Genomic DNA, 21,338 nt, shown 5'->3' with positions numbered 1-21,338 from the left:
AGATCATGGTTTCATGATGACAATGAGTCGACAGACGATAAGTAGCAGCCCATGTTGATGAAAACGCAGACCACGCCGGCCTACCACACAGCCAAAGGCGCGGCATTGATCGGGGATTCCCGCGAACTACTCGCGACGCTCGCCGATGGGAGCGTAAACCTCGTCATCACCAGCCCGCCGTTTGCCCTTCAGCGTCAGAAAGACTACGGGAACCTCGAACAGCACGAGTACGTCGACTGGTTCTTGGACTTTGCGCGGCTCGTCCAGCGGAAACTGCGCGATGACGGTAGCTTCGTGGTCGACTTTGGCGGGGCTTACATGAAAGGCGTACCCGCGCGAAGTCTTTACAACTTTCGTGTCATGCTCCGCATGGTCGATGAGTTGGGTTTTTTTCTTGCGGAGGATTTCTATTGGTTCAACCCGTCGAAACTGCCAAGTCCGATCGAGTGGGTGAATAAACGCAAACTGCGCGCGAAAGACTCGATCAACACCGTCTGGTGGTTCGGCAAGACTGAATGGCCGAAGGCCGACATCACAAAAGTGCTCGCCCCTTATAGTGACCGGATGAAGAAGCTCATCGAGGATCCTGACAAGTTTTACACCCCCAAGGTCCGTCCCTCCGGGCACGACATCGGCAAGGGCTTCGCCAAGGATAACGGCGGAGCGATTCCGTCAAACCTGCTGCAAATTGCCAACTCGGAATCCAATGGACAATACCTGTCCGGTTGCAAAGCCACTGGTGTGAAAGGTCATCCAGCGCGTTTTCCCGCGAAGCTACCGGAATTTTTCATTCGGATGCTGACCGATTCCGACGATCTCGTGGTGGACATCTTCGCGGGCTCCAATACCACCGGGCAAGTCGCCGAGGCGGAGGGGCGACGCTGGATATCATTTGAAGTCGTGCCGGAATATGTCGCCGCCTCCTGCTTTCGCTTTCTCGACAGGAACGCATCGCCAGACCTGATGCAGTCTCTTTATTCCAGGATACTGCTTGGCGAGTCGATCAATGTGGGCGATTATCTTCAGCAAACGCGCCTCGATTTACGCGAGGACGCACGGAAATATCACGCCTGAAAAACGACTCTGGCGCACGCCCTGAATCACCCGCAAGGCTCGCGTCGGCGATGTTTTCGTCACTACTTGGGTGGCGGCGAACAATGCCGAGACATGCCGGTGCGTCGAGATGGGGACAGCGCCGCCGCACTCGACGATTTTCATCGACCTCGCGCAACCGGTATTTCCAGGCCATCTTAAATCCTTGAAAGCTCAACAGATCCGCCGCTTTCCGGAGCAGAGCCAAGTCTACGGCTGGCTCGATCATTGTTCGGTGCTCCCTGAACGCGCGAAGGGAGCGATTATAGACCGGGCGTCCCTGGAAAACCGCCCGTCGTCGCGACTAAACCCCCAGAAACGCCCGCGCGGCCTCCGCGTCGCGTCGAATCTGCTCCTTGAGCGCGTCGAAGGACTCGAATTTCTGCTCGTCGCGCAGCTTGAGCGCCAGTTCGACCTCCAGATGCCGGCCATAGATCCGCTGGTCGAAATCGAATAGATGGACCTCGAGCCGTGCGCTCAGTCCGCCCACCGTGGGGCGGGTGCCGATATTCGCCACGCCGGGCCATGGGTCGGCGCCCAACCCGCGTACCCGAACCGCGTAGACGCCTCGTACCGGACTCACCCGGCGATGCAGGTTGATATTGGCCGTCGGGAAGCCGATGGCGCGCCCCCGCTTGTCGCCATGGACCACCCGTCCCTCCATGGCATAGGGGCGTCCAAGCAGATGTCTGGCCTGTTCGAGATCTCCCCGCGCCAGGGCATCGCGAATCCTGGTGCTGCTGATGCGTTCCTCGCCATGGGTGATGGTATGCAGATCCTCGACCTCGAATCCGCTGCCGGATCCTAGGGCCTCGCGACCCATCGACCGCAAAAGCTCGAAGTCTCCCGCGCGTCCTCGGCCAAAGCGGAAATCGTCTCCGACCAGCAGGAAACGCACGCCAAGACCCTCGATCAGGAGTCTCTGGACGAAGGTCCGCGCCTCCATGGCGGCGAGCTTGGGACCGAATTCCAGAAGCATCACCCGATCGATCGCGTTATCGCGCAGCGCGGTCAGCTTCTCCCTCAGCCGCGTCAGGCGCGCGGGCGCCGCCTCCGGAGCGAAGAACTCCATGGGTTGGGGTTCGAAGGTGATGACGGTCACGGGCCGCCCGAGCGCCCGACCGTGCGAGAGCAGGCGCTGAAAGACGGAGCGATGTCCCAGATGCACACCATCGAAGTTGCCGATGGTCGCGACGCAACCTCGATCCTCGTGACGCAGATTGTGTAAGCCTCGGATCAGCCTCATGAGAATTGCGGTCTGGCGCGAAAAAGCGCTGAGTATACGCGGGAAGCGGCGTCGAGCGTGATCGAATCGCGCGCTCGGCCAATGGTACGCGAGCCGGGGAGGCGCCGGACGGAATGCCTGGCGTGTGGAGATCCGGCGTCTCATCGCGGGTGGGCTTCGCCGGTCCAAAACGAAAAAAGGCGGCCAATGGCCGCCCTTTCCAATCCCTTGCAGGCGGGTCGACCTATTTGGATAGACCTTGAATGTATTGGGATACCGCCGCGATTTCCTGGTCGGTCATGCGCGCGGTGACGCCACGCATCATGCCGGCTGGGTCGTTCGCGCGCTCGGCGCTTTTGAAATACCCGAGCGTCTGTTTCACATAATCCGCGTGCTGACCGGAGATACGCGGAAACTTGGAGAGCCCCTGGCCCATGCCGGCCGGACCGTGACAGCCGCTGCAAGCCGGAACGCCGGAGCTTGGGTTGCCCGCGCGGTAGAGGGCCTCGCCGACCTTGGCGAGTTCCGGATCCGCCTGGCCACCGGATTGGGCCTGGGTCGAGAAATAGGCCGCCAGGTCGACGACCTCCTGATCCGTCAGCGGAAGTGCCATCGGGGTCATCTGTACGTTGGCGCGGTTGCCGGCCTTGAAGTCCATCAACTGCTTCATGATGTACTCAGGATGCTGCCCGGCGAGCTTCGGCCAGATCGGCACGATGCTGTTGCCCTGCGGTCCGTGGCAGGCCACGCAAATGGTGTTGGCCTTTGTCTCGCCTCTTTTGGGGTCCGCTGGTTGGAGCCCCTCCGCGGCTTGTAACAGACCGCTTGTCAACGCCGTCGCCAATGAAACCGTTATCAGCCAAGTCTTCTTCATCGCAAATGCCTAATCTGTTCGTGTTCACGGCCGGATCGTGCCCGTCGACCGACGACCTATGGGTTTGGGGTGCGGAAAAAATCCGGCGATGTATATCAGATAGTTGGCCTCCCGGTCAAACTCGATGCCCGCCGCGATCGTCCTCATGGCGCCGGAAAGTCCCTGTCAGTGGACCCGCGCGGAACCGGAAAGATCCCCCGAGTCGCGATCGGTGTCCCCGAGGTCGGCGAGTTCAATGGCTCGGCATCTGGCCCATCTCGATACGACGGACCGGCGCCTTGACCTGGATCTTCTCCCCGTCGTCATGGATCAGGGTCAGCTCCACCGAGTCGCCGGGCTGGAGATCGCCCTTGAGTCCGATCAGCATCACATGCAGTCCGCCCGGCTTGAGTGTGACCGTCTCGCCGGCCGGCAGGTCGATCCGCTCGACGCGACGCATCCGCATCATCCCGTCCTCATGGACGTGCGTGTGCAACTCGACGACCTTGGCCGCCGGGCTTTCCGCTCCGACCAGGGCGCGATCGCTCGCGCCCCGGTTCAGGATCGCCATGAAGACCGCGCTGTTCGGCTGGCCGGGCGGCACGGCGCGCGCGTAGGGATCCTCGACGGTGATGTTGTCGGCGGCCTGGGTTCCAAGCGTGATACCCGCGAGCAGGGCGAGGGCGATAAGCGATTGGATGCGAGACATGGTCGGAGATCTCCGGTGAGTGGTGTGAATGAAAGGGCGACGGCCTGGCCGCGATGGGGTCAGGGCTGTTCGGCATCGAGCAGACTTCGGATCGCGGCCAGGATCTCGAGTGGCGGCGTGGCATGGTCCAGGGTGCGGCTCAGACCTCCGGAAGGATCGATGACATAGGTATAGGCGGAATGATCGACCAGATAGCCCATCGCCGACCCCGCTTCCTCCGCGCGCCGATAGGCCGCTCCGTAGAGCCTGGCGACCTGGGCTACCTGCTCGGGCGTTCCGGTGATGCCCTGGATCCTGGGGTGGAAGTAAGCGGCGTATTCGGCGAGGCGCCGGGGCTCGTCGCGCTCCGGATCGACGCTGACGAAGAGCACCCGCGTGCGCTCCAGTTCGTCCTGGCGCAACCCCCTGAGCGCGTTGGCGATGAAGACCAGATTGGTCGGGCAGATGTCGGGGCAGGCGGTATAGCCGAAATAGAGCAGGACCACCTGGCCACGCAGATCGGCCAAACGCACCGGGCCAGTCGCCGAATCGAGGGTAAAATCGCCGCCGGTGGGCCGCGCGGCGAGTTCCAGCGGCACCTGGCCCTTGTCGGGCACGCTGTCGCTGACGCCGGTGGGATCCCAAAACAGCAGGAGCCAGGTTGTGAGTCCGGCCATCAGCAGGATGGCGATCAGCAGTCGATGGCCTGTCATGGAACCCACTCAGCCTCCGTATCCAAAATGAAGGAGACATTAGGCGAGAGCCTGATGCCTCTGATTGATCCTCGTCAGTTGGGGGCGAACGATCCGATGCTTAGCTCGAAATCGCGCCAAATCACACAGTCGATGGGCGCGGCCCCAGGGGGTCGTCGTCTTCCCGGCGAGGCGTTCCGCCCCTGGTTCCGGTCATCGCCATGAAGGGACTTGGACGCTGGTGGAGATCACGACACCTGGAGCGCGAGCGCGCGCGCTTCAGCGACCGGGACTGGGAACGCGCCTGGCGGAGGCTCCCGCTGTTGGCTGGCCTGGAGCCGCTCGCGGTCGAGCGTCTGAAGGAGTTGGCCCTCCTGTTCCTGCGCGCCAAGACCCTGGAGCCTGTCCAGGGACTCCGGGTCACGGCCGAGATGGAGCTGACGCTTGCCCTGCAAGCCTGTCTGCCGGTGCTCGAACTGGGACTCGACTGGTATCGCGGCTGGTATGCCGTCATTCTCTATCCGGACGAATTCGTGCCGGAGCACGAGGTCATGGGCGAGGACGGCGTGGTCTGGACCGAGCGCGAGGCCAGGAGCGGCGAGGCCTGGGAGCAGGGGCCGGTGATCCTTTCATGGGCCGACGTGGACGCCGGTCGCCGGCGCGACGGGTACAACGTCGTCATCCACGAGATGGCCCATAAGCTCGATCTGCGCGACGGTGTCGCCAACGGTTGTCCCCCGCCGCATGCCGGGATGTCGGCGTCGGAGTGGAAGCGCGCCTTCTCGCGCGCCTACGCGGATCTCTGTCGACGGGTCGACGCCGGCGAGGAGACCGAGATGGATCCCTATGCCGCCGAATCGCCCGCCGAGTTCTTCGCCGTGGCCAGCGAAGCATTTTTCGAGATCCCGGCGCGGCTGGCCGAGGTCTACCCCGATGTCTCTCGTCAGCTCGCGCACTTCTATCGGCAAGATCCGCTCGCCAGACTTCGCGATGGCTCAGTGTCGAGGGTCTGTCATAAACGAATTGTCGAAGAAACTCGGAAGCTTGATGTCGATCACGAACCCCTTCGCGATGCTGACCAAGACTTAAAGGCGAGGCAACGATAACGCAAGTTCCGCGGGAACAAGCCATGCGTGAAAAGCGGTCGCAACGGCGTCTCGGCCTGGGGATATCCATCCAAGTGATGCTGCCCGACTCCGATCGGCCCATCACGGTGGAGGATCAGGAAATCTCCTGGGGCGGCGCGCAGTTCATCACCTCGGATCCCGGTGTTCGCGATGGCGGTCGGCTCGGGCTGATCTTGCCGTGGGTCGGTGGCCAGTCGTTTTCCATCGAGGCCGAGGTCGTTCGGCGCGAGCGACTCGACGATGGTCGTCATCGGGTTGCCGTGCGCTTCTCCAGCCTGTCCCAGCGCAGCGAGTTTCGGCTCGAAAAGCTGCTCGATCTCCTGGCCGAACGTGAGGAACGGCAGACCGCGTGCCATTCGACCCCAACGATGGAAAGACTGGAGCTGATTTTCGACGACGAAGCGGAAATGCGCGAAAAACTCGCCCAGATCGCCGATGGGCATCTGTTCGTGACCGTCTTCGGCGCCTACGAGATCGACCAAAGCATCCTGCTGGTGATCGGCGGCACCAAGGATTTTCCGGGGTTCCATCTGCGCGCCCGAGTCAACGCCCAGGCGGTGGAGCGTGCCCCCAGGAATGGCTGGATCCATCTCGTTCGGCTGGATCTGAAATTCGAACACCCACGCGAGGAGCTGCGGCATCTCGCGGACATGCTGTCGCACGCCTGAGACCGGATCCCGGATATCCGGCCAGGGTCGCGACAGGCCCAGTGGTCATCGGTCGACAGGGAGGCGATAATCATGATTTCCGCCCTTGAGGAAAAATTCCCTCATGCCATCCATCGCCTGCATGAATGCTGGGGCGATCCTGAATACTTCGGTCTGGTCTTCGCGGATCTCACGCTCGATCGGCGGGGCAATCGCCACGGCTGGCCCGAGGACGCCTGGATGGATCTCGTGTTCCTGGAGGAAATCCACGATCTGGCCTATGGCATCGCCAGAACCCGATCCGGCAATGCCGTCACTCGGGTCGCGCGCGATCCGCTGTCCACCCGAGAAGGTTATAACTGGATCTATGGCGACTAAGGTTGACCGAATCCGACACCGGGTCTTGGATGACGAACAACCGGACCCCGTCGTTTCCGATCGAGGCTCGCGATAGACCTCGACGATGACATCCTCGGACGCCCCATCGGAGCTTGGAACATCCAGTTATTCAGGCGCGCAGGATCGGACCGATCCCGCGCGCGTCGGTGTCCGCATCTGGCTCAAACTGGTCCTGATCCTGGTGTCCTGGGTGCTGATCGTGGCCGGCTCGCTCGGATGGAATCTGCGCCAGGCGGATCGGCACCGCGAGAATCTCGCCCTGGAGACCGCCCGCTCCTTCTTCGATCTGCTGGTGCTCACCCGGCATTGGAACGCCCAGCATGGCGGTGTCTATGCGCCGATCACCCAGGACACGCAGCCCAATCCCTACCTGAAGGATCCGCGCCGGGAGATCCCCGTCACGGACGATCTGACCCTGACCAAGATCAATCCCGCCTTCATGACCCGGCAACTCGCGGAACTCGCCGCCGAGGGCAAGGGTGTGCAGTTTCGCATCACCAGCCTGAAGCCGATCCGCCCCGCCAATCACGCCCTGCCTTGGGAGGCCGAGGCGCTGCGCGCCTTCGAGGATGGCGCCGAGGAGTGGGGTCAGCTCTTCAAGGCCGGGGATCAATGGGGTTATCGCTACATGGCGCCGCTGATCACCGAGCGACCCTGCCTCAAGTGTCACGAGGATCAGGGTTACGCCCTGGGCGACGTGCGCGGCGGCATCAGCGTGGTGCTGCCGGCGCTCCTTCCGGTCCCTGTCGCGGCCCTTGTCGGCAGCCACCTGAGCATCGCCCTGGCCGGGATCCTGGTCATCCTGGTCATGGGTCGTCTCTTGGCCCGCGCCTATGACAGACTCCGCCGCCAGGCCGTTTTCGATGCCTTGACCAGCATTCCCAACCGGCGCTTCTTCATCGAGCAACTGGTGCACGAACTGCGTCGTGGACGCCGGGAGCGGATGCCGCTGTCGCTGCTGATCTGCGATATCGATTATTTCAAGGGTTACAACGATACCTTCGGCCATCAGGCCGGTGATCGCTGTCTGTGCGCGGTGGCCGAGCTGCTGCGCGACAGCCTGCATCGCGGCAGTGATTTTTGCGCCCGCTACGGTGGCGAGGAATTCGTCGTGGTGCTGCCCAACACCGATCTGGCCGGTGCCGTGCGCATTGGCGAGCAGATCCGCGAGGCCATCGCCGGGCTCGGTATTCGGCATCCAGCCTCGCCGCATGGCGTCGTGACCATCAGTATCGGCGTTGCCGACGATGTCGCCGGCGAGCACGACCACGAGGAGCTGATCCATCGGGCCGACGAGGCCCTGTACCGCGCCAAGGAACTCGGACGCGACCGGGTCGAGGTCCACGGCTCCGGGCTGGCCGCCGCCGTTCGGAATGGCCCTCACAGTCAGCGACCGGACGGCGCCGGATCGGATGCGAAGCCCGATGGCGATTCTTTCGCTCTTCCCGGCGGTCGCTGACCCGCCGGCCTCCTCGCGCGAGGCGCATGGGATCCGGCTGGCCGTCCGTCCCCGCGGCCCTTCCCGCCAGTCCATGGTCACGACCCTGGTTCCTCTTCGTGCCCGAGCAACGATGCCGGGCCGCGTTACGACGCGCCGACGCGCATCGAGGGCCTATCGCACAGGCACGATCCCGCACACGAATCGCCATGTTTTTTGTCTGTAATGCTATGCTTCCACTGGCGAAATAGATGGGTCCGAGCGCTCCCGATCATCCGCTCCTGTTTCATGCGTCACGGATTCAGGGTTCGTTCGTCTCTAATCTTGCAGGCACGACCAGGATGCTTCACGACCCAAGAATTCCGGACGCTTCGAGGTGCCCGCATGCCTAATGCAACCGTTCAGACCCCCTCCCTGGATTCCGTCCCCTTGGAAGATGTGCCTCCACCAGGCCATGAGCCGCCTCGGAGCGGGATTCCTGGACGGGCCGATCGGCTGGCGCCAATTCCCGAATCCCAGCTCACTGGGAAGGGCATGGAATCGGCGCGGCGACAGACCATTCTCGTGGTCGATGACGCGCCCGCCAATATCGACCTGCTGGTCGGGAGTCTCAAGGACGATTACAACGTCAAGGCGGCGACGCGCGGGGAACAGGCCCTTCGGATCGTCCGCTCCGGCGATCCGCCGGATATGATCCTGCTCGACATCATGATGCCTGGAATGGACGGTTACGAGGTGTGCCGTCAGCTCAAGGACGACTACACGACCCGCCATATCCCGATCATCTTCATTACGGCCAGGATCGCCATCGAGGACGAGATCCGGGGGTTCGAACTGGGCGCGGCCGACTACATCGCCAAGCCGATCAGTCCGCCCGTCGTTCAGGCGCGGGTGCGCGCCCAGCTCGCGCTCCATGATCAGACCCAGGTGCTCGACCGCGAGGTCAAGAAGCAAACCGCCCAGCTCCATGAAACCCGTCTGCGGATCATCCAGCGCCTCGGGCGCGCGGCCGAGTACAAGGACAACGAGACCGGGTTGCATGTGATTCGCATGAGTCACTATTCCCGGATCCTCGGTCTCGCGATCGGGATGAGCGAGTCGGAGGCCGACCTCTTGATGAACGCCGCGCCCATGCACGATGTCGGCAAGATCGGGATCCCCGACCGGATCTTGCGCAAACCGGGCAAGCTGGATCCGGATGAGTGGGCGATCATGCGAACCCATTGCCAGATCGGCGCCGACATCATCGGTGACACGGGCGATTCCGATCTGCTCCGCATGGCCCGCATCGTCGCGCTGACGCATCACGAAAAATGGAACGGCACGGGCTATCCCTGCGGGCTGGCGGCCGAGGGGATCCCGCGTGTTGGCCGCATCGTCGCCATCGCGGATGTGTTCGACGCGCTGACGTCCGAGCGGCCCTACAAGAGGGCGTGGTCGGTGGACGAGGCGGTCGCCTTGCTGCGGAGCGATGCCGGAATCCATTTCGACCCCCAACTCGTACCGCTTTTCCTGGAGGCCCTGCCCGAGGTGCTCCGATTCAAGGATCGGTACTCGGAAGTAGAGGTTCGGTACGGCCTTCCATGAGCCGCGCGGGGCGCGGACGAATGACGCCTTCCAGGAATCAAGCGTCCGGTTTCCAGGTCGCCCGCAGGGTCGCGAGTGCCTGCTCGTAATCGAAGCCGCGAATCTGTCGATCCAGTCTCGTCACGACATCTCCCAAGGCGGCCTTCAGCAGCGCCTTGGAGTGCTCGAACACCTCATTGGCTTCCGTGTCGTGGCTGGCCAGCAGGGCTTCGAGACGCGCCAGGATCTCGGTCACCCGCGACCAGTCCATCTCGCTCGGCCGATCCTCGGTCAGCGCGGAAGCCTGGCTGGTGTCGACCAGTGGCCATACCGCTTTCAGATCCTCGGTCAGCGCGTCCAGCTCCAGCGTGAGCGCCTCCAGGATCGGGCGCAGCCGCTCGGGCGGCTCATCCGAACAGGCGGCCTGCTCCAGGTCGGCGGCCAGATCTCGCAGGGCCGGGGCGCCAAGGGTCGCGGCTACCCCCTTGAGGCCGTGGGCTCGCTGCCGAACGGAGACCAGATCGCTCGCCGCCAGGTGCTCGGAGAGCTGAGCGGCGTCGTCCTTGTGGTTGTCCAGGAACAGCCGCAGCAGGTTGAGATAGAGACTCCGATTGCCTCGCAGCGGCCGTAATCCTTGCGCGACATCCAGTCCAGCGACGCCGTCGAGCGCCTCCAGGTTGGGCGTGTCCCTGGCCGGTTCGGCGGTCTCGGATACCGGAGCTGGCGCGGCTCGCGAATCCTCGTTGCCGCGCGCCGGTCGTGGCAGCCATTGCGCGAGCTTCTGGCACAGGTGCTCCGGCTCGACCGGCTTGGGGACATGGTCGTTCATCCCGGCGGCGAGACAGCGGCGTCGATCCTCCTCGAAGGCATTGGCCGTCATCGCCAGAATGGGCACCGATCGGCCCTGGGGGAGACGGCGAATCGCGCGGGTAGCCTCCAGACCATCCATGACCGGCATCTGGATATCCATGAGGATGAGGTCGAAGCGGGTGGCGCGAACCATCTCCAGGGCGCGCTGGCCATTGTCGGCGACGGTCGCCCGCAGACCGAACGATTCCAGCAACTGGCAGGCCACTTCCTGGTTGATCAGATTGTCTTCCACCACCAGGACGCGAGCGCCCTGGGCGTGCGCGAGGTCGCCATCGTGCCGCCCGAGGCCGGGCGTCTCCAGGGGTCGATGCTGACGCTGGAGCGCGGCCACCAGGGCATCGTGCAGTCCCGACGGCGTCACCGGCTTGGCGAGAATCTGGACGATGCCGGCGCGGGCGGCCTCCTCGGGCGGAAGCTGCTCGCCGTAGGCCGTCACCATCAGAAAGTCGGGCTGATGACCCAGGGGCAGCGAGCGCAGCCGCAGCGCCGTATCGATGCCATCGAGTTCGGGCATTCTCCAGTCGATCATGAGCAGTTGGTAGGGATCGCCGATCTGGTCCGCCCTAGCGACCGCCGCCAGACCTTCCGCGCCGCTCGCCGCGGCCTCGGCGCGAATCCCGAGCGTGCGCAGCAGGTCGAGCAGGATCTCGCGGGCCTCGGCATGATCGTCGATGACCAGCGAGCGCATGTCGCGCAGCCTGGCGAGCGCGGGGTCCGGTCGCGGCAAGGCCGCGGAACGCGCGAAGGGGATCAGCAGCCAGAACCGGCTGCCCCGGCCGGGCTCGCTGTCGACGCCAATGCGTCCGCCCATCAGCTCGGTCAGCCGTTTGCTGATGGCCAGACCCAGCCCGGTTCCACCGTAGCGGCGGGTGGTGGTGCCGTCGGCCTGCTCGAAGGCGCGGAAGAGCCGCTCGATCTGATCCTCGGACATACCGATGCCGCTATCGCGCACCTCGAGCCGAATCCAGAGCGGGTCGCGACCCATCCCGCGATCCTGGTCTGGCTCGGCCAGGGATCCGAGGATGGTGATGCCCCCGCGTTCGGTGAACTTCACCGCGTTGCTGACCAGGTTGAGCAGGATCTGGCCCAGACGGGTGCCGTCGCCGCGCACGACCGGCGGGACATGATCCAGATCCACCAGGATATCGAGCTCCTTGGCCTGGAGGCTGTCGGCGACCAGATTGCAGACGTGATCGATCACCCGCGCCGGTTCGAAATCCTCGACCTCGAGCGTCAATTTCTCGGCCTCGATCTTGGACAGATCCAGGATGTCGTTGATGATCTGGAGCAGATGCTGGGCGGAGGCGCACAGCTTGTCCAACTGGCCGAGCTGACGCGGTGTGAGCGGGTCGCGCCGGATCAGGTGCGAGTAGCCGATGATGGCGTTCATCGGCGTGCGGATCTCGTGGCTCATGTTCGACAGGAAGGCGCTCTTGGCCTGGTTGGCGCTCTCGGCCGAGAGCTTGGCCGCCTCCAGCTCGGCCGTCCGGGTGGCGACCAGATCCTCCAGATGTCCGCGATAGTCTTCCAGCTCGCGGGTCGTCTCCACCCGCTCGGTGATGTCCTGGACGATACCCAGCCCGGCGATCGCCTGGCCCGAGGCGTCGAATTCGACCTCGGCGCGCTCCTCGACCCAGCGGGTCGAGCCGTTCGCCAGGATCCGATGGACGATGCGGTAGGGCTTCCCGGTGATCGCCTGGTGCCAGGCGTCGATCACGGCCCGGCGGTCTTCCGGGTGGACGCAGCCGATGAATTGGGTCAGCGTCAAGGGCTCATCTGGCGCCAGACCGAAGATGCGATAGGTTTCGTCCGACCAGGTCAGGCGGTCGCCGGGGATGTCCAGATGCCAGTGACCGGTGCGCGAGACCGCCTGGGCGCGGTTCAGGAAGCTCTCGCTGCATCGCAGCTCTTGCACCGCCGTCAGCCGGTCGCGATTGAGCAGGGCCATGCCGAGCTGATCGGCGACCTGGCAGCCGAGCTGGATCTCGTCCGACTCCCAGACACGCGCTTGACCGACCTGCTCCAGGCAAATGATGCCGCGCGGATGCGCCCCGGAGAGGATGCAGCAGTCAAGCATCGAGGTGATCCCGAGTGGCTTGATGTAGGTCTCCAGATAACCGGCCGTGCGCGGATCGGTCAGGGCATCGCTGGCATCGACGTAGCGATCGGCCATGACCCTGGCCAACGCTTCCCGGTACGCGCTCGTCTCCAGAACCTGGCCCGAGGCATGGCGCCCGCTGGCGCTCTCGTGGAGATCCAGCAGTTCGAGCCGCTCGCCCGACGGATCGAACAACCAGACCGAGACCCTGGCGAGCGCGAGCGCCTGACCGAGACGTTCGGTGATTTCGCGTGCGAACCCCTCGATGTCGCCATCGATACCGGCCTGGGACAGGCTGAATTCCCCAATCAGGCGCGTCCAGGACTGGAGTCGCTCGGCGCGGGCGATCTGCTCGCGCTCACGGTTCTTGCGCTCGGTGATATCGCGCCAGACGGCGGAAATCAGCGTCTTCCCGTCATGCTCCACCCCACGGAAGGTGATTTCGACATCCCGTATCTCCCCACCCCGGCAGCGATGACGGGTCTCGAAGCCGGAGAGACTCCCGGTGGTGATGGCGGCGGAATTGGCCGCGATCCGTTGCGCCGAGTGATCGGCCTGAATATCGGCGATGCACAGAGGCGCGAACTCTTCGCGCTCGTAGCCGAGGCCCAGATGGGCGGCCTCGTTGAACTGGAGGATGCGCCCGCTATCCGGATCGACCAGGACGATGGCGTCCGTGGTCTGATCGAACATGGTTTCGACCCAGGCTTCCTGCTCCACGAGCCGGCGAGTCGCGCGTCGACGGTCCAGGGCCTCGACCAGACGGCGGGCGATGGCGCCGGCCAGGGTGGCTTCCTCGGCGAGAAACGCGGGTTCATCCGGGTTTGGCGGGGCCACCAGATAGGCCATCGTCAAACGCAGCGGCTCGCCCGCGTCGGTGGTTTCGTCCACGGCGAGCATCCAGTCGGTCGTCGCGAAATCGCGCGTCGCGTACCGCTGTCCGCCCCATTCGATGCTCGCCGCCGCAAGCTCGGGATACTGCAGGCCGGGACCGATCAGTTCCACGACCTGCCGCATGAGCGCCTCGATCGGCGCGGAGATATCCTCGGTGAGACGAAAGACCTCGTGCAGACAGCGCTGCTCCTTGACCCGCTCGCGCAGCCGCGCGCGCTCGCACTCCAGTTCGAGTAGGAGACGCCGGCGCTGGGTGAAATCCCTGACGATGGTCAGGCATTGGCCCGTCATGCCCAGCCGGCTCATCCGCGCCTCGTAGCCGCGCGGGCCATCGGGCATGGGCAACTCATACTCGAAGCTGACCAGATCGCTCGTCGTCAGGGCCGTGGCGAGATGCGTCTCGAAGAGCGCGGCGACACTGGGCGGGAGCACCTCGCTCATCCGCTTCCCGAGAAAGACCTCGGGCGAAACATAGAGCTCCTTCTCCGGCCCGCGATAGTCGACGATGGTTCCGTCGGCCTCGATCAGGAAGTAAAGATCCGGGATGGCGAGTAGGGATTCCAAATCCGACTCCTGAAATTCCAGGCGAGCTGTCGAGAAGGGCTGGATCAGAATGGACGCGCGATCGGCTGTCCGGCGCGGACTCCTGGGTTCTGGATCGGCGAATTGGGCCGCCGCCTCGGCCGGCGAGGGCCGTCCGCTGGCCTAGGGGGGCCCCTGGCGTGGCTAGGCGTCCGTGGTCGGGGCGCCATCGAAGAAATCCACCAGCCCGGTCTCCAGGGCGTATTCGGCCCCGATTACCAGGAGACCATCCTGGTCGATGAGCGACTCGATGATTCGCGACCCATGGCGCAACTGATTGGCCGAGGCCCGGACATTGGCGCGTACCGCCGCCCGGCGCAGGGCGTCTCGATCATGCCGCAGCTCGGTCTCCAGCAGGGGTTTTACCGATGGCTTGACCCGTTCCACGATGGAGGCGATGTTGCGGGACTCGGTGTTCTCGCCATCCAGCAGGGTTTCGATGGTAGCGGTCACGGCGCCGCAGTGCGAGTGTCCCAGCACCACCACCAAGCGGGTGTGATAACGGGAGACCGAGAACTCCACGCTGCCGATCTGCGACGGTGCCACTACATTGCCGGCGACGCGGATCACGAAGAGATCGCCCAGCCCCTGGTCGAAGAGAATCTCGGCCGGCGCCCGCGAATCCGAGCAGCCGAGGACGATCGCGAAGGGCTCTTGACCGGCCGCCAGATCGGCGCGTTGCTGATGCGTCATCACCTTGTCCAGACTGGTCAGGTTGTTGGCGAACCGAAGGTTGCCTTGGCGTAGGCGCTCAAGCGCCTCGATTGCTGACAGGGTATTGGCCATGCGGGTGTCTCTCTTAGGTTGTCGGTTGTCAGTTGTCGGAACCGGCGCGGCGATGTTGGTTCTCTGAACGGGTTCGGGGCTGTCGGCGTCCCGATTGGCTCGGATTATCCCGGATCCGGGCCGGCTTGGTGGCCGTCTTCACGTCAATCATCCGATCTTGCTCGAATCGATAGGATGGTGTGGGAGGCGTTCCGGGGCGGACTGGCCGCGTCTCACCTGGTATCGTTCCCGCACAGCCTCTTACTCAGGTCGTCGCCGATGTTTCCAACCAAGCTCAAGCTCCACTGGCAAATCCTGATCGCCCTGATGCTCGCGATCGCGGTCGGTCTCCTCGTCGGACGCGAAGTCGGAATTTTCGGCGTCTCCTTCTATTCCGTCTTCGACTTCCTGGGCAATCTCTTCCTCAATGCCCTCAAGATGCTGATCGTGCCGCTGATCATGTCCTCGATCATCGTGGGTATCGCCGGACTCGGAGGCTCGGAGCATCTGGGCCGCCTGGGCGGCAAGACCATCGGCTATTACGCCGCTACCAGCCTGCTCGCCATCCTGGTTGGTCTGCTGCTGGTGAATCTGATTCAGCCCGGCGTGGTGGAAGGGGATCCCAAGGAGGTCTTCGGGTTCAGCGCCGATGTGGCGGCCCTGGAGGCAAAGATCGGTGACAAGGATGGCGGGGACGTAGTGGATGTTTTCCTCCGCATGATTCCGACCAATGTGGTCCAGGCGGCGGCTGAGGGTCAGATGCTCGGGCTGATCTTCTTCAGTCTGCTCTATGGCTTCTTCATCGGCCGTCTCGCCGAGACCCAGGCCGAGACTCAGCGTCATTTCTTCGCGGGAATGTTCGAGATCATGATGCGGATCACCGATCTGGTGATGCGGTTCGCTCCCATCGGTGTCTTTGCCCTGGTCGCCAAGACCGTGGCCGACACGGGTCTGGACGCCTTCGGTCCGCTGGCGCTCTTCTTCCTAACCGTGACGCTGGGGCTCGCGACGCATATTCTGGTGGTGCTGCCGCTCCTGCTCTATTTCGTCGGGGGGGTCAGTCCGGCCCGACATTTCGCGGCCATGGGCGCGGCCCTGGTGACCGCGTTCTCCACCGCCTCGTCCTCCGCGACACTGCCGGTGACCATGGAGTGCGTGGAGAAGAACGCGGGCGTTTCCAACCGCACCAGCAGCTTCGTCCTGCCGCTTGGGGCCACGGTCAACATGGACGGCACGGCGCTCTATGAGTGCGTGGCGGTCGTCTTCATCGCCCAGGCCTACGGTCTGGAACTGTCCTTCGCCACCCAATTCCTGATCGTCACGCTGGCCCTGCTCACCTCCATCGGCGTGGCCGGCATTCCCGCCGCCAGTCTGGTGGCCATCGCCGTCATCCTGGGCGCGGTCGGTCTGCCCCTGGAAGGGATCGGGCTCATTCTGGCGGTGGATCGCGTGCTGGATATGATGCGGACCGCCGTGAACGTCTTCAGCGACTCCTGCGGGGCCGTCATCATCGCCCGCAGCGAAGGGGAGACCCAGGTGCTTCAACCGGCGGTGCCGGCCCAGGCCGTGTAGCGGCCGACGGCTTGCCTGATTGTCATGGGTCCGATTTCGGCAAGACCTCGATCTCGTACAGTCGCGGCCAGTATTTTCCAGTGACGAAGAGCCGCCCGCTGGCGGCGTCGTGGGCGATGCCGTTGAGCACCGCCTCCTGGCTGGGGCGCTCGGCGGCCGGGTAGAGTCCCGCCAGATCCACATAGGCGATCACAGCGCCGGTCTCGGGCGAGATCCGCACCAGATGGTCCCGCTTCCAGACGTTGGCCCAGATCTCGCCATTGATGTATTCCAGCTCGTTGAGCCTGTCGATGGGCCGCGCGCCATCGAGCACCGTCAGACGTCGCACGACCTCTTTCGAGTCGGGATCGAGGAAACGCAGCACCGCCGAGCCGTCGCTCATGATCCAATGCCGCTCGTCATGGGTGAGACCCCAACCCTCGCCCTCGTAGCGAAAGGCTTCCTGGGGTTTCAGCGTCTCGGCGTCGTAAATCAGGCCCAGTCGCTCGCGCCAGGTCAGTTGCACCAGCCGGCCGCGCCACTGGGTGATTCCCTCTCCGAACAGCCTGGACGGGAGCCGTGTCTCGCGTTCCACCCGCCCGCTGGTCAGGTCCACCCGGCGCAGCACCGAGGCGCCATAGTTGCCGGTCCCCTCGTAGAGCCGTCCATCGACATGGATCAGACCCTGGGTGAAGGCGCCGCTGTCATGCGGATAGCTGGCGACCAGGCGATAACCGAGAACCGGGGCCGAAGGCGGAGACGCCTCATCCGCGTAGGCGCCGCCAAGCCCGAGCAGGCCGAGGAGCAGCATCGTCAGGGCGAGTCCCAGGGGTCTGGTCTGGGCCGGCCTACGATCCGCGCTCAAGCCACCAACCCCCGACCCTGCAACTCGCGAATCTGGTCGCGCACCGCAGCGGCCTTCTCGAATTCAAGATTCTTCGCATGCTGGTACATCTCCTTCTCCATGGTCTTGAGCCGCTTGGCCATCTGTAGCGGGGTCAGGTTGGCGTACTCGGCGATTTGCTCGGCCACCCTGGCGTACTGGCGGGCCTTCATGGGCGCGCCTGGCATGGCGCTGTCCATGATGTCGGCGACCGCCTTGCGGATGGTCTGGGGGGTGATGCCCTGGGCCTCGTTGGCGATGACCTGCCGGGCGCGGCGGCGCGCGCTTTCGTCCATCGCCCTCTGCATGGAGCCGGTGACCTTGTCGGCATAGAGGATGGCCTTGCCGTTGGCGTTGCGCGCGGCGCGCCCGATGGTCTGGATCAGCGAGTCGGCGGAGCGCAGAAAGCCCTCCTTATCGGCGTCCAGGATGGCGACCAGCGAGACCTCGGGCATGTCCAGCCCTTCGCGCAGCAGATTGATGCCGACCAGCACGTCGAACTCGCCCAGACGCAGGTCGCGGATGATCTCGACCCGCTCCACGGTTTCGATGTCGGAGTGCAGATAGCGCACCTTGACGTCGTGGTCCTTGAGATAGTCGGTCAGATCCTCGGCCATGCGCTTGGTCAGGGTCGTCACCAGCACCCGCTCGTCGACCGCGATCCGCAAGGGGATCTCGGAGAGCAGGTCGTCGACCTGGCTCAATGCCGGCCGTACCTCGACCTCGGGGTCCACCAGCCCGGTCGGCCGCACCACCTGCTCGACCACCGCGCCCGAGTGGTCGATCTCGTACTGACGCGGAGTGGCGGAGACATAGATGGTCTGGGGCTGGCGCGCCTGGAACTCCTCGAACTTGAGCGGGCGGTTGTCGAGCGCGGAGGGCAGGCGGAAGCCGTATTCGACCAGATTCTCCTTGCGCGAGCGGTCGCCGCGATACATGCCGCCGAGCTGCGGGATGGTCACATGACTCTCGTCGACGACCAAGATGGCGTCGGCGGGCAGATAGTCGTAGAGGGTCGGTGGCGGCTCGCCGGGGCCACGTCCGGAGAGATAGCGGCTGTAGTTCTCGATGCCGGAGCAATAGCCGACCTCCAGCATCATCTCCAGATCGAAGAGGGTGCGTTGCTCCAGACGCTGGGCCTCGACCAGCTTGTTGTTGTCGCGCAGCCAGGCGAGCCGTTGTTTCAGCTCCGGCTTGATCCGTTCGACCGCCTTGAGGATGGTCTCGCGCGGCGTGGCGTAGTGGGTCTTGGGGTAGACGGTGTAGCGCGTGACCCGCTGTCGGACCTCGCCGGTCAGCGGATCGAAGAGTGACAGGGCCTCGATCTCCTCGTCGAACAGCTCGATGCGCACCGCCTCCTCGTCGGACTCCGCCGGGTGGATGTCGATCACGTCGCCGCGCACCCGATAGGTTCCGCGCGCCAGCTCGATCTCGTTGCGCTTGTACTGGAGATCCGCCAGCCGGCGCAGGATGGCGCGTTGGTCGATGCGGTCGCCGCGCTTGAGGATCAAGACCATCTTCAGATAGGCGTCGGGATCGCCCAGACCGTAGATGGAGGAGACGGTCGCGACGATGATGACGTCCTTGCGCTCCAGCAGCGCCTTGGTCGCCGAGAGCCGCATCTGCTCGATGTGCTCGTTGATGGAGGCGTCCTTCTCGATGTAGGTGTCGGTCGAGGGGACGTAGGCCTCCGGCTGGTAGTAGTCGTAATAGGAGACGAAATATTCCACCGCGTTGCGCGGGAAGAAGTCGCGCATCTCGCCATAGAGCTGGGCGGCGAGCGTCTTGTTGGGGGCTAGCACCAGCGCCGGGCGCTGGAGCTGGGAAATCACGTTCGCGATGGTGAAGGTCTTGCCGGAGCCGGTCACGCCGAGCAGGGTCATGCCCGCCTCGCCGTCGCGCAGACCCTCCACCAGCCGGCGGATGGCCTCCGGCTGGTCGCCCGCCGGCGCGAAGGGGCTGACGAGTTCAAGTGGGCGATCGGACATGATGAAGCCTCTCGGTCGCGCGACGATCCGGGATCCGGCGCGCCGCTCGCGCCGTCCCCTCGATCCGGGTGCTGTCAATCCAGCGATTCGCTATTATTGGGAGCTACTCACAACGAATCCAGCCACCACGGGAACCCAGGAATCACCGCCGATGACCACCAAGCTCGCCGCCCGCGTCCAGGCCGTCAAGCCATCCGCCACCCTCGCCATCACCGCCCGCGCCAAGGCGCTCCGCGCCGCCGGCAAGGACGTGATCGGACTCGGCGCCGGGGAGCCGGATTTCGACACCCCCGACCACATCAAGGCCGCCGCCATCAAGGCGATCGAGTCGGGCTTCACCAAATACACCGCCGTCGACGGCACCACCGAACTCAAGCAGGCCGTCATCGACAAGTTCAAGCGCGAGAACGGGCTGGACTATGCCCATGACCAGATCCTGGTCTCCTGCGGCGGCAAGCAGAGCTTCTTCAACCTCGCCCAGGCGCTGCTGGATCCGGGCGACGAGGTCGTGATTCCCGCCCCCTACTGGGTATCCTACCCGGATATGGTGCTGCTCGCCGGTGGCGCGCCGGTGCTGGTGCATGCCGGCGCCGACCAAGCCTTCAAGATCACCCCCGCTCAACTCAAGGGCTCGCTCAACGACAAGACCCGGCTGGTGGTGATCAACAGCCCCTCCAACCCGACCGGCATGGCCTATGGGCGCGAGGAACTGGAGGCGCTCGGCGCGGTGCTGCGCTACTATCCCAAGGTGCTGATCGCCACCGACGATATGTACGAACACATCCGCTGGAGCCAGGCGCCCTTCGTCAACATCGTCAACGTCTGTCCCGATCTCATGCCCCGGACGCTGGTGCTCAACGGCGTCTCCAAGGCTTACTCCATGACCGGCTGGCGGATCGGTTACGCGGGCGGCCCGGCCGACATCATCAAGGCCATGAAGAAGGTCCAATCGCAGAGCACCTCCAACCCCACCTCGATTTCCCAGGTCGCCGCCCAAGCCGCGCTCGAAGGCCCCCAGGACTGCATCGGCGTCATGCTCAAGGCGTTCATGGAACGTCACGACTACGTCGTCGAACGCCTCAACCGGATCCCCGGCATCGAATGCCTGCCCACCGACGGCACCTTCTACGTCTTCCCCAAGGTACAGGGACTGATCGAACGACTGGACGGCGTGAGCAACGACCTGGAATTGGCCGAATACCTCATCGAACAGGCCGGTGTCGCACTGGTACCCGGATCCGCCTTCGGCCTCAACGGCCACGCCCGGATCTCCATCGCCACCAGCCGCGCGAATCTGGAGCAGGCCCTGGACCGGATCGCCAAGGCCGCCGGCTGAACCCGACACCGCGCCCCTTGACGATCCCCGATCCACGCCAGGCGGTTTTTTAAGCGAAACCCTTGACGAGGATCGAGCGAACGATTAAATTGGCGCGCTCGGAACATTCCCTGGTAGCTCAGTCGGTAGAGCGGGTGACTGTTAATCACTAGGTCGGCGGTTCGAGCCCGTCCCAGGGAGCCAATAAAACAACGGCTTAGGCGTTATGCGTCTAGGCCGTTGTGCTTTTCCGCCCTTCCTGTTGCCGTTGGTCGCGGGTTGCCCCTGAATCCGCCTCCGACCGGGGCCGCCAGTACGCCAGCCATCTGTTCCAGGACACGCTGACCCAATACGGGATGATCGGCTCCATGAGCCGCCAGGGAAACGGCTGGGACAAAGGCCCCCACCGAGAGCTGGTTCAACAGCTTCAAGCACGAGCGGATCTTCGATGAGCGCTTCGCCACGCGGGAAGTGATGAAGGCCACGGCTTTCGAGTGCATCGAGTTGTTCTACAACCGCAAGCGCTTGCACTCCACCCTCGGCTACACATCACCGGTTCAGTTCCTGAAAGACTGGATCGGCACTCAGCAGGGGAGAAAAACAGGTAGCATGAACCCCTGCCCTTGGAAGACGAAAAACCGAGGGAATCTCAACCCATGCCCACC

Annotated in this window: 16 protein-coding genes, 1 tRNA gene and 1 pseudogene; 10 read left to right on the top strand and 8 right to left on the bottom strand. The window is 64.2% G+C overall.

The features are described 5' to 3' along the window. The first annotated feature begins 57 nt into the window (after positions 1-57). Positions 58-1,074 (top strand): DNA-methyltransferase, encoded by a 1,017-nt coding sequence (locus CKO27_RS11715; protein WP_200375077.1) that lies wholly within the window; start codon positions 58-60, stop codon positions 1,072-1,074. 322 nt (positions 1,075-1,396) lie between these two features. Here the strand turns inward: CKO27_RS11715 and ribF are convergent, their stop codons facing one another. The 4 genes from ribF to CKO27_RS11695 all read right to left on the bottom strand — a co-directional run bounded on the left by ribF (position 1,397) and on the right by CKO27_RS11695 (position 4,571). Continuing rightward, positions 1,397-2,338 carry a bifunctional riboflavin kinase/FAD synthetase gene (gene ribF, locus CKO27_RS11710; RefSeq protein WP_200375076.1) on the bottom strand — a complete coding sequence of 314 codons (942 nt, stop codon included), beginning with the start codon at positions 2,336-2,338 and terminating at the stop codon, positions 1,397-1,399. Positions 2,339-2,561: 223 nt separating this feature from the next. Then, complete coding sequence (locus CKO27_RS11705) at positions 2,562-3,191, bottom strand: c-type cytochrome (protein WP_200375075.1); 630 nt, start codon at positions 3,189-3,191, stop codon at positions 2,562-2,564. Positions 3,192-3,423: 232 nt separating this feature from the next. Continuing rightward, positions 3,424-3,879 (bottom strand): copper chaperone PCu(A)C, encoded by a 456-nt coding sequence (locus tag CKO27_RS11700; RefSeq protein WP_200375074.1) that lies wholly within the window; start codon positions 3,877-3,879, stop codon positions 3,424-3,426. Between the two features lie 59 nt (positions 3,880-3,938). Further along, positions 3,939-4,571: an SCO family protein gene (locus CKO27_RS11695; protein ID WP_200375073.1), complete on the bottom strand. Its 633-nt coding sequence runs from the start codon at positions 4,569-4,571 to the stop codon at positions 3,939-3,941. Positions 4,572-4,771: 200 nt separating this feature from the next. Here CKO27_RS11695 and CKO27_RS11690 point away from each other — a divergent pair, with 200 nt between their 5' ends. The 5 genes from CKO27_RS11690 (at position 4,772) to CKO27_RS11670 (ending at position 9,748) form a co-directional block, all read left to right on the top strand. Then, positions 4,772-5,656 carry a M90 family metallopeptidase gene (locus tag CKO27_RS11690; protein ID WP_200375072.1) on the top strand — a complete coding sequence of 295 codons (885 nt, stop codon included), beginning with the start codon at positions 4,772-4,774 and terminating at the stop codon, positions 5,654-5,656. Positions 5,657-5,679: 23 nt separating this feature from the next. Further along, positions 5,680-6,345: a PilZ domain-containing protein gene (locus CKO27_RS11685; protein WP_200375071.1), complete on the top strand. Its 666-nt coding sequence runs from the start codon at positions 5,680-5,682 to the stop codon at positions 6,343-6,345. Between the two features lie 72 nt (positions 6,346-6,417). Then, positions 6,418-6,702 (top strand): hypothetical protein, encoded by a 285-nt coding sequence (locus tag CKO27_RS11680; RefSeq protein WP_200375070.1) that lies wholly within the window; start codon positions 6,418-6,420, stop codon positions 6,700-6,702. 85 nt (positions 6,703-6,787) lie between these two features. Further along, a complete protein-coding gene (locus CKO27_RS11675; protein ID WP_200375069.1) occupies positions 6,788-8,182 on the top strand; it encodes a diguanylate cyclase in 1,395 nt (464 codons plus the stop codon). A gap of 513 nt (positions 8,183-8,695) precedes the next feature. Then, positions 8,696-9,748 (top strand): HD-GYP domain-containing protein, encoded by a 1,053-nt coding sequence (locus CKO27_RS11670; protein WP_200375120.1) that lies wholly within the window; start codon positions 8,696-8,698, stop codon positions 9,746-9,748. Between the two features lie 37 nt (positions 9,749-9,785). Here the strand turns inward: CKO27_RS11670 and CKO27_RS11665 are convergent, their stop codons facing one another. Together CKO27_RS11665 and CKO27_RS11660 are read right to left on the bottom strand one after the other, a co-directional pair. After that, positions 9,786-14,153, bottom strand: coding sequence for a response regulator (locus tag CKO27_RS11665; protein WP_200375068.1), 4,368 nt, complete (start codon positions 14,151-14,153; stop codon positions 9,786-9,788). A 162-nt stretch (positions 14,154-14,315) separates the two neighbouring features. After that, entirely contained in the window at positions 14,316-14,957 is a 642-nt protein-coding gene (locus CKO27_RS11660) for a carbonic anhydrase (protein ID WP_200375067.1), read from the bottom strand. Between the two features lie 258 nt (positions 14,958-15,215). Between CKO27_RS11660 and CKO27_RS11655 the strand changes: the two genes are divergently transcribed. Next, on the top strand, positions 15,216-16,508 hold the full coding sequence (locus CKO27_RS11655; protein ID WP_200375066.1) for a dicarboxylate/amino acid:cation symporter: 1,293 nt from the start codon (positions 15,216-15,218) through the stop codon (positions 16,506-16,508). Positions 16,509-16,530: 22 nt separating this feature from the next. Here the strand turns inward: CKO27_RS11655 and CKO27_RS11650 are convergent, their stop codons facing one another. Further along, positions 16,531-17,352, bottom strand: coding sequence for a glutaminyl-peptide cyclotransferase (locus tag CKO27_RS11650; protein WP_242470869.1), 822 nt, complete (start codon positions 17,350-17,352; stop codon positions 16,531-16,533). Next, entirely contained in the window at positions 17,349-19,358 is a 2,010-nt protein-coding gene (gene uvrB / locus CKO27_RS11645; protein WP_200375065.1) for an excinuclease ABC subunit UvrB, read from the bottom strand. Before uvrB ends, CKO27_RS11650 begins: the two co-directional genes overlap by 4 nt. Before the next feature lie 151 nt (positions 19,359-19,509). On the opposite strand from uvrB, the gene CKO27_RS11640 reads away from it, so the two are divergent. From CKO27_RS11640 to CKO27_RS25280, 3 genes and pseudogenes are all read left to right on the top strand, one after another. Then, a complete protein-coding gene (locus tag CKO27_RS11640) occupies positions 19,510-20,694 on the top strand; it encodes a pyridoxal phosphate-dependent aminotransferase (protein WP_200375064.1) in 1,185 nt (394 codons plus the stop codon). A gap of 107 nt (positions 20,695-20,801) precedes the next feature. Beyond that, positions 20,802-20,877, top strand: a tRNA-Asn gene (locus CKO27_RS11635). Between the two features lie 92 nt (positions 20,878-20,969). Continuing rightward, positions 20,970-21,264 (top strand): annotated as a pseudogene (locus CKO27_RS25280) (IS3 family transposase); the annotation flags it as partial. Positions 21,265-21,338 lie beyond the last annotated feature (74 nt).

Source organism: Thiocystis violacea, assembly GCF_016583575.1.
GTDB lineage: Bacteria > Pseudomonadota > Gammaproteobacteria > Chromatiales > Chromatiaceae > Thiocystis > Thiocystis violacea.
The sequence above is the reverse complement of the archived record's forward strand: the minus strand, read 5'-3'. Positions and strand labels throughout refer to the sequence as shown.

Bases quoted from the DNA above. Each gene is read 5' to 3' on its own strand.
- CKO27_RS11680 (WP_200375070.1), top strand. From the start codon at position 6,418: ATGATTTCCGCCCTTGAGGAAAAATTCCCTCATGCCATCCATCGCCTG.
- CKO27_RS11695 (WP_200375073.1), bottom strand. From the start codon at position 4,571: ATGACAGGCCATCGACTGCTGATCGCCATCCTGCTGATGGCCGGACTC.
- CKO27_RS11655 (WP_200375066.1), top strand. From the start codon at position 15,216: ATGTTTCCAACCAAGCTCAAGCTCCACTGGCAAATCCTGATCGCCCTG.
- CKO27_RS11670 (WP_200375120.1), top strand. From the start codon at position 8,696: ATGGAATCGGCGCGGCGACAGACCATTCTCGTGGTCGATGACGCGCCC.
- CKO27_RS11715 (WP_200375077.1), top strand. From the start codon at position 58: ATGAAAACGCAGACCACGCCGGCCTACCACACAGCCAAAGGCGCGGCA.
- CKO27_RS11675 (WP_200375069.1), top strand. From the start codon at position 6,788: ATGACATCCTCGGACGCCCCATCGGAGCTTGGAACATCCAGTTATTCA.
- uvrB (WP_200375065.1), bottom strand. From the start codon at position 19,358: ATGTCCGATCGCCCACTTGAACTCGTCAGCCCCTTCGCGCCGGCGGGC.
- ribF (WP_200375076.1), bottom strand. From the start codon at position 2,338: ATGAGGCTGATCCGAGGCTTACACAATCTGCGTCACGAGGATCGAGGT.
- CKO27_RS11640 (WP_200375064.1), top strand. From the start codon at position 19,510: ATGACCACCAAGCTCGCCGCCCGCGTCCAGGCCGTCAAGCCATCCGCC.
- CKO27_RS11690 (WP_200375072.1), top strand. From the start codon at position 4,772: ATGAAGGGACTTGGACGCTGGTGGAGATCACGACACCTGGAGCGCGAG.
- CKO27_RS11700 (WP_200375074.1), bottom strand. From the start codon at position 3,879: ATGTCTCGCATCCAATCGCTTATCGCCCTCGCCCTGCTCGCGGGTATC.
- CKO27_RS11705 (WP_200375075.1), bottom strand. From the start codon at position 3,191: ATGAAGAAGACTTGGCTGATAACGGTTTCATTGGCGACGGCGTTGACA.
- CKO27_RS11685 (WP_200375071.1), top strand. From the start codon at position 5,680: ATGCGTGAAAAGCGGTCGCAACGGCGTCTCGGCCTGGGGATATCCATC.
- CKO27_RS11660 (WP_200375067.1), bottom strand. From the start codon at position 14,957: ATGGCCAATACCCTGTCAGCAATCGAGGCGCTTGAGCGCCTACGCCAA.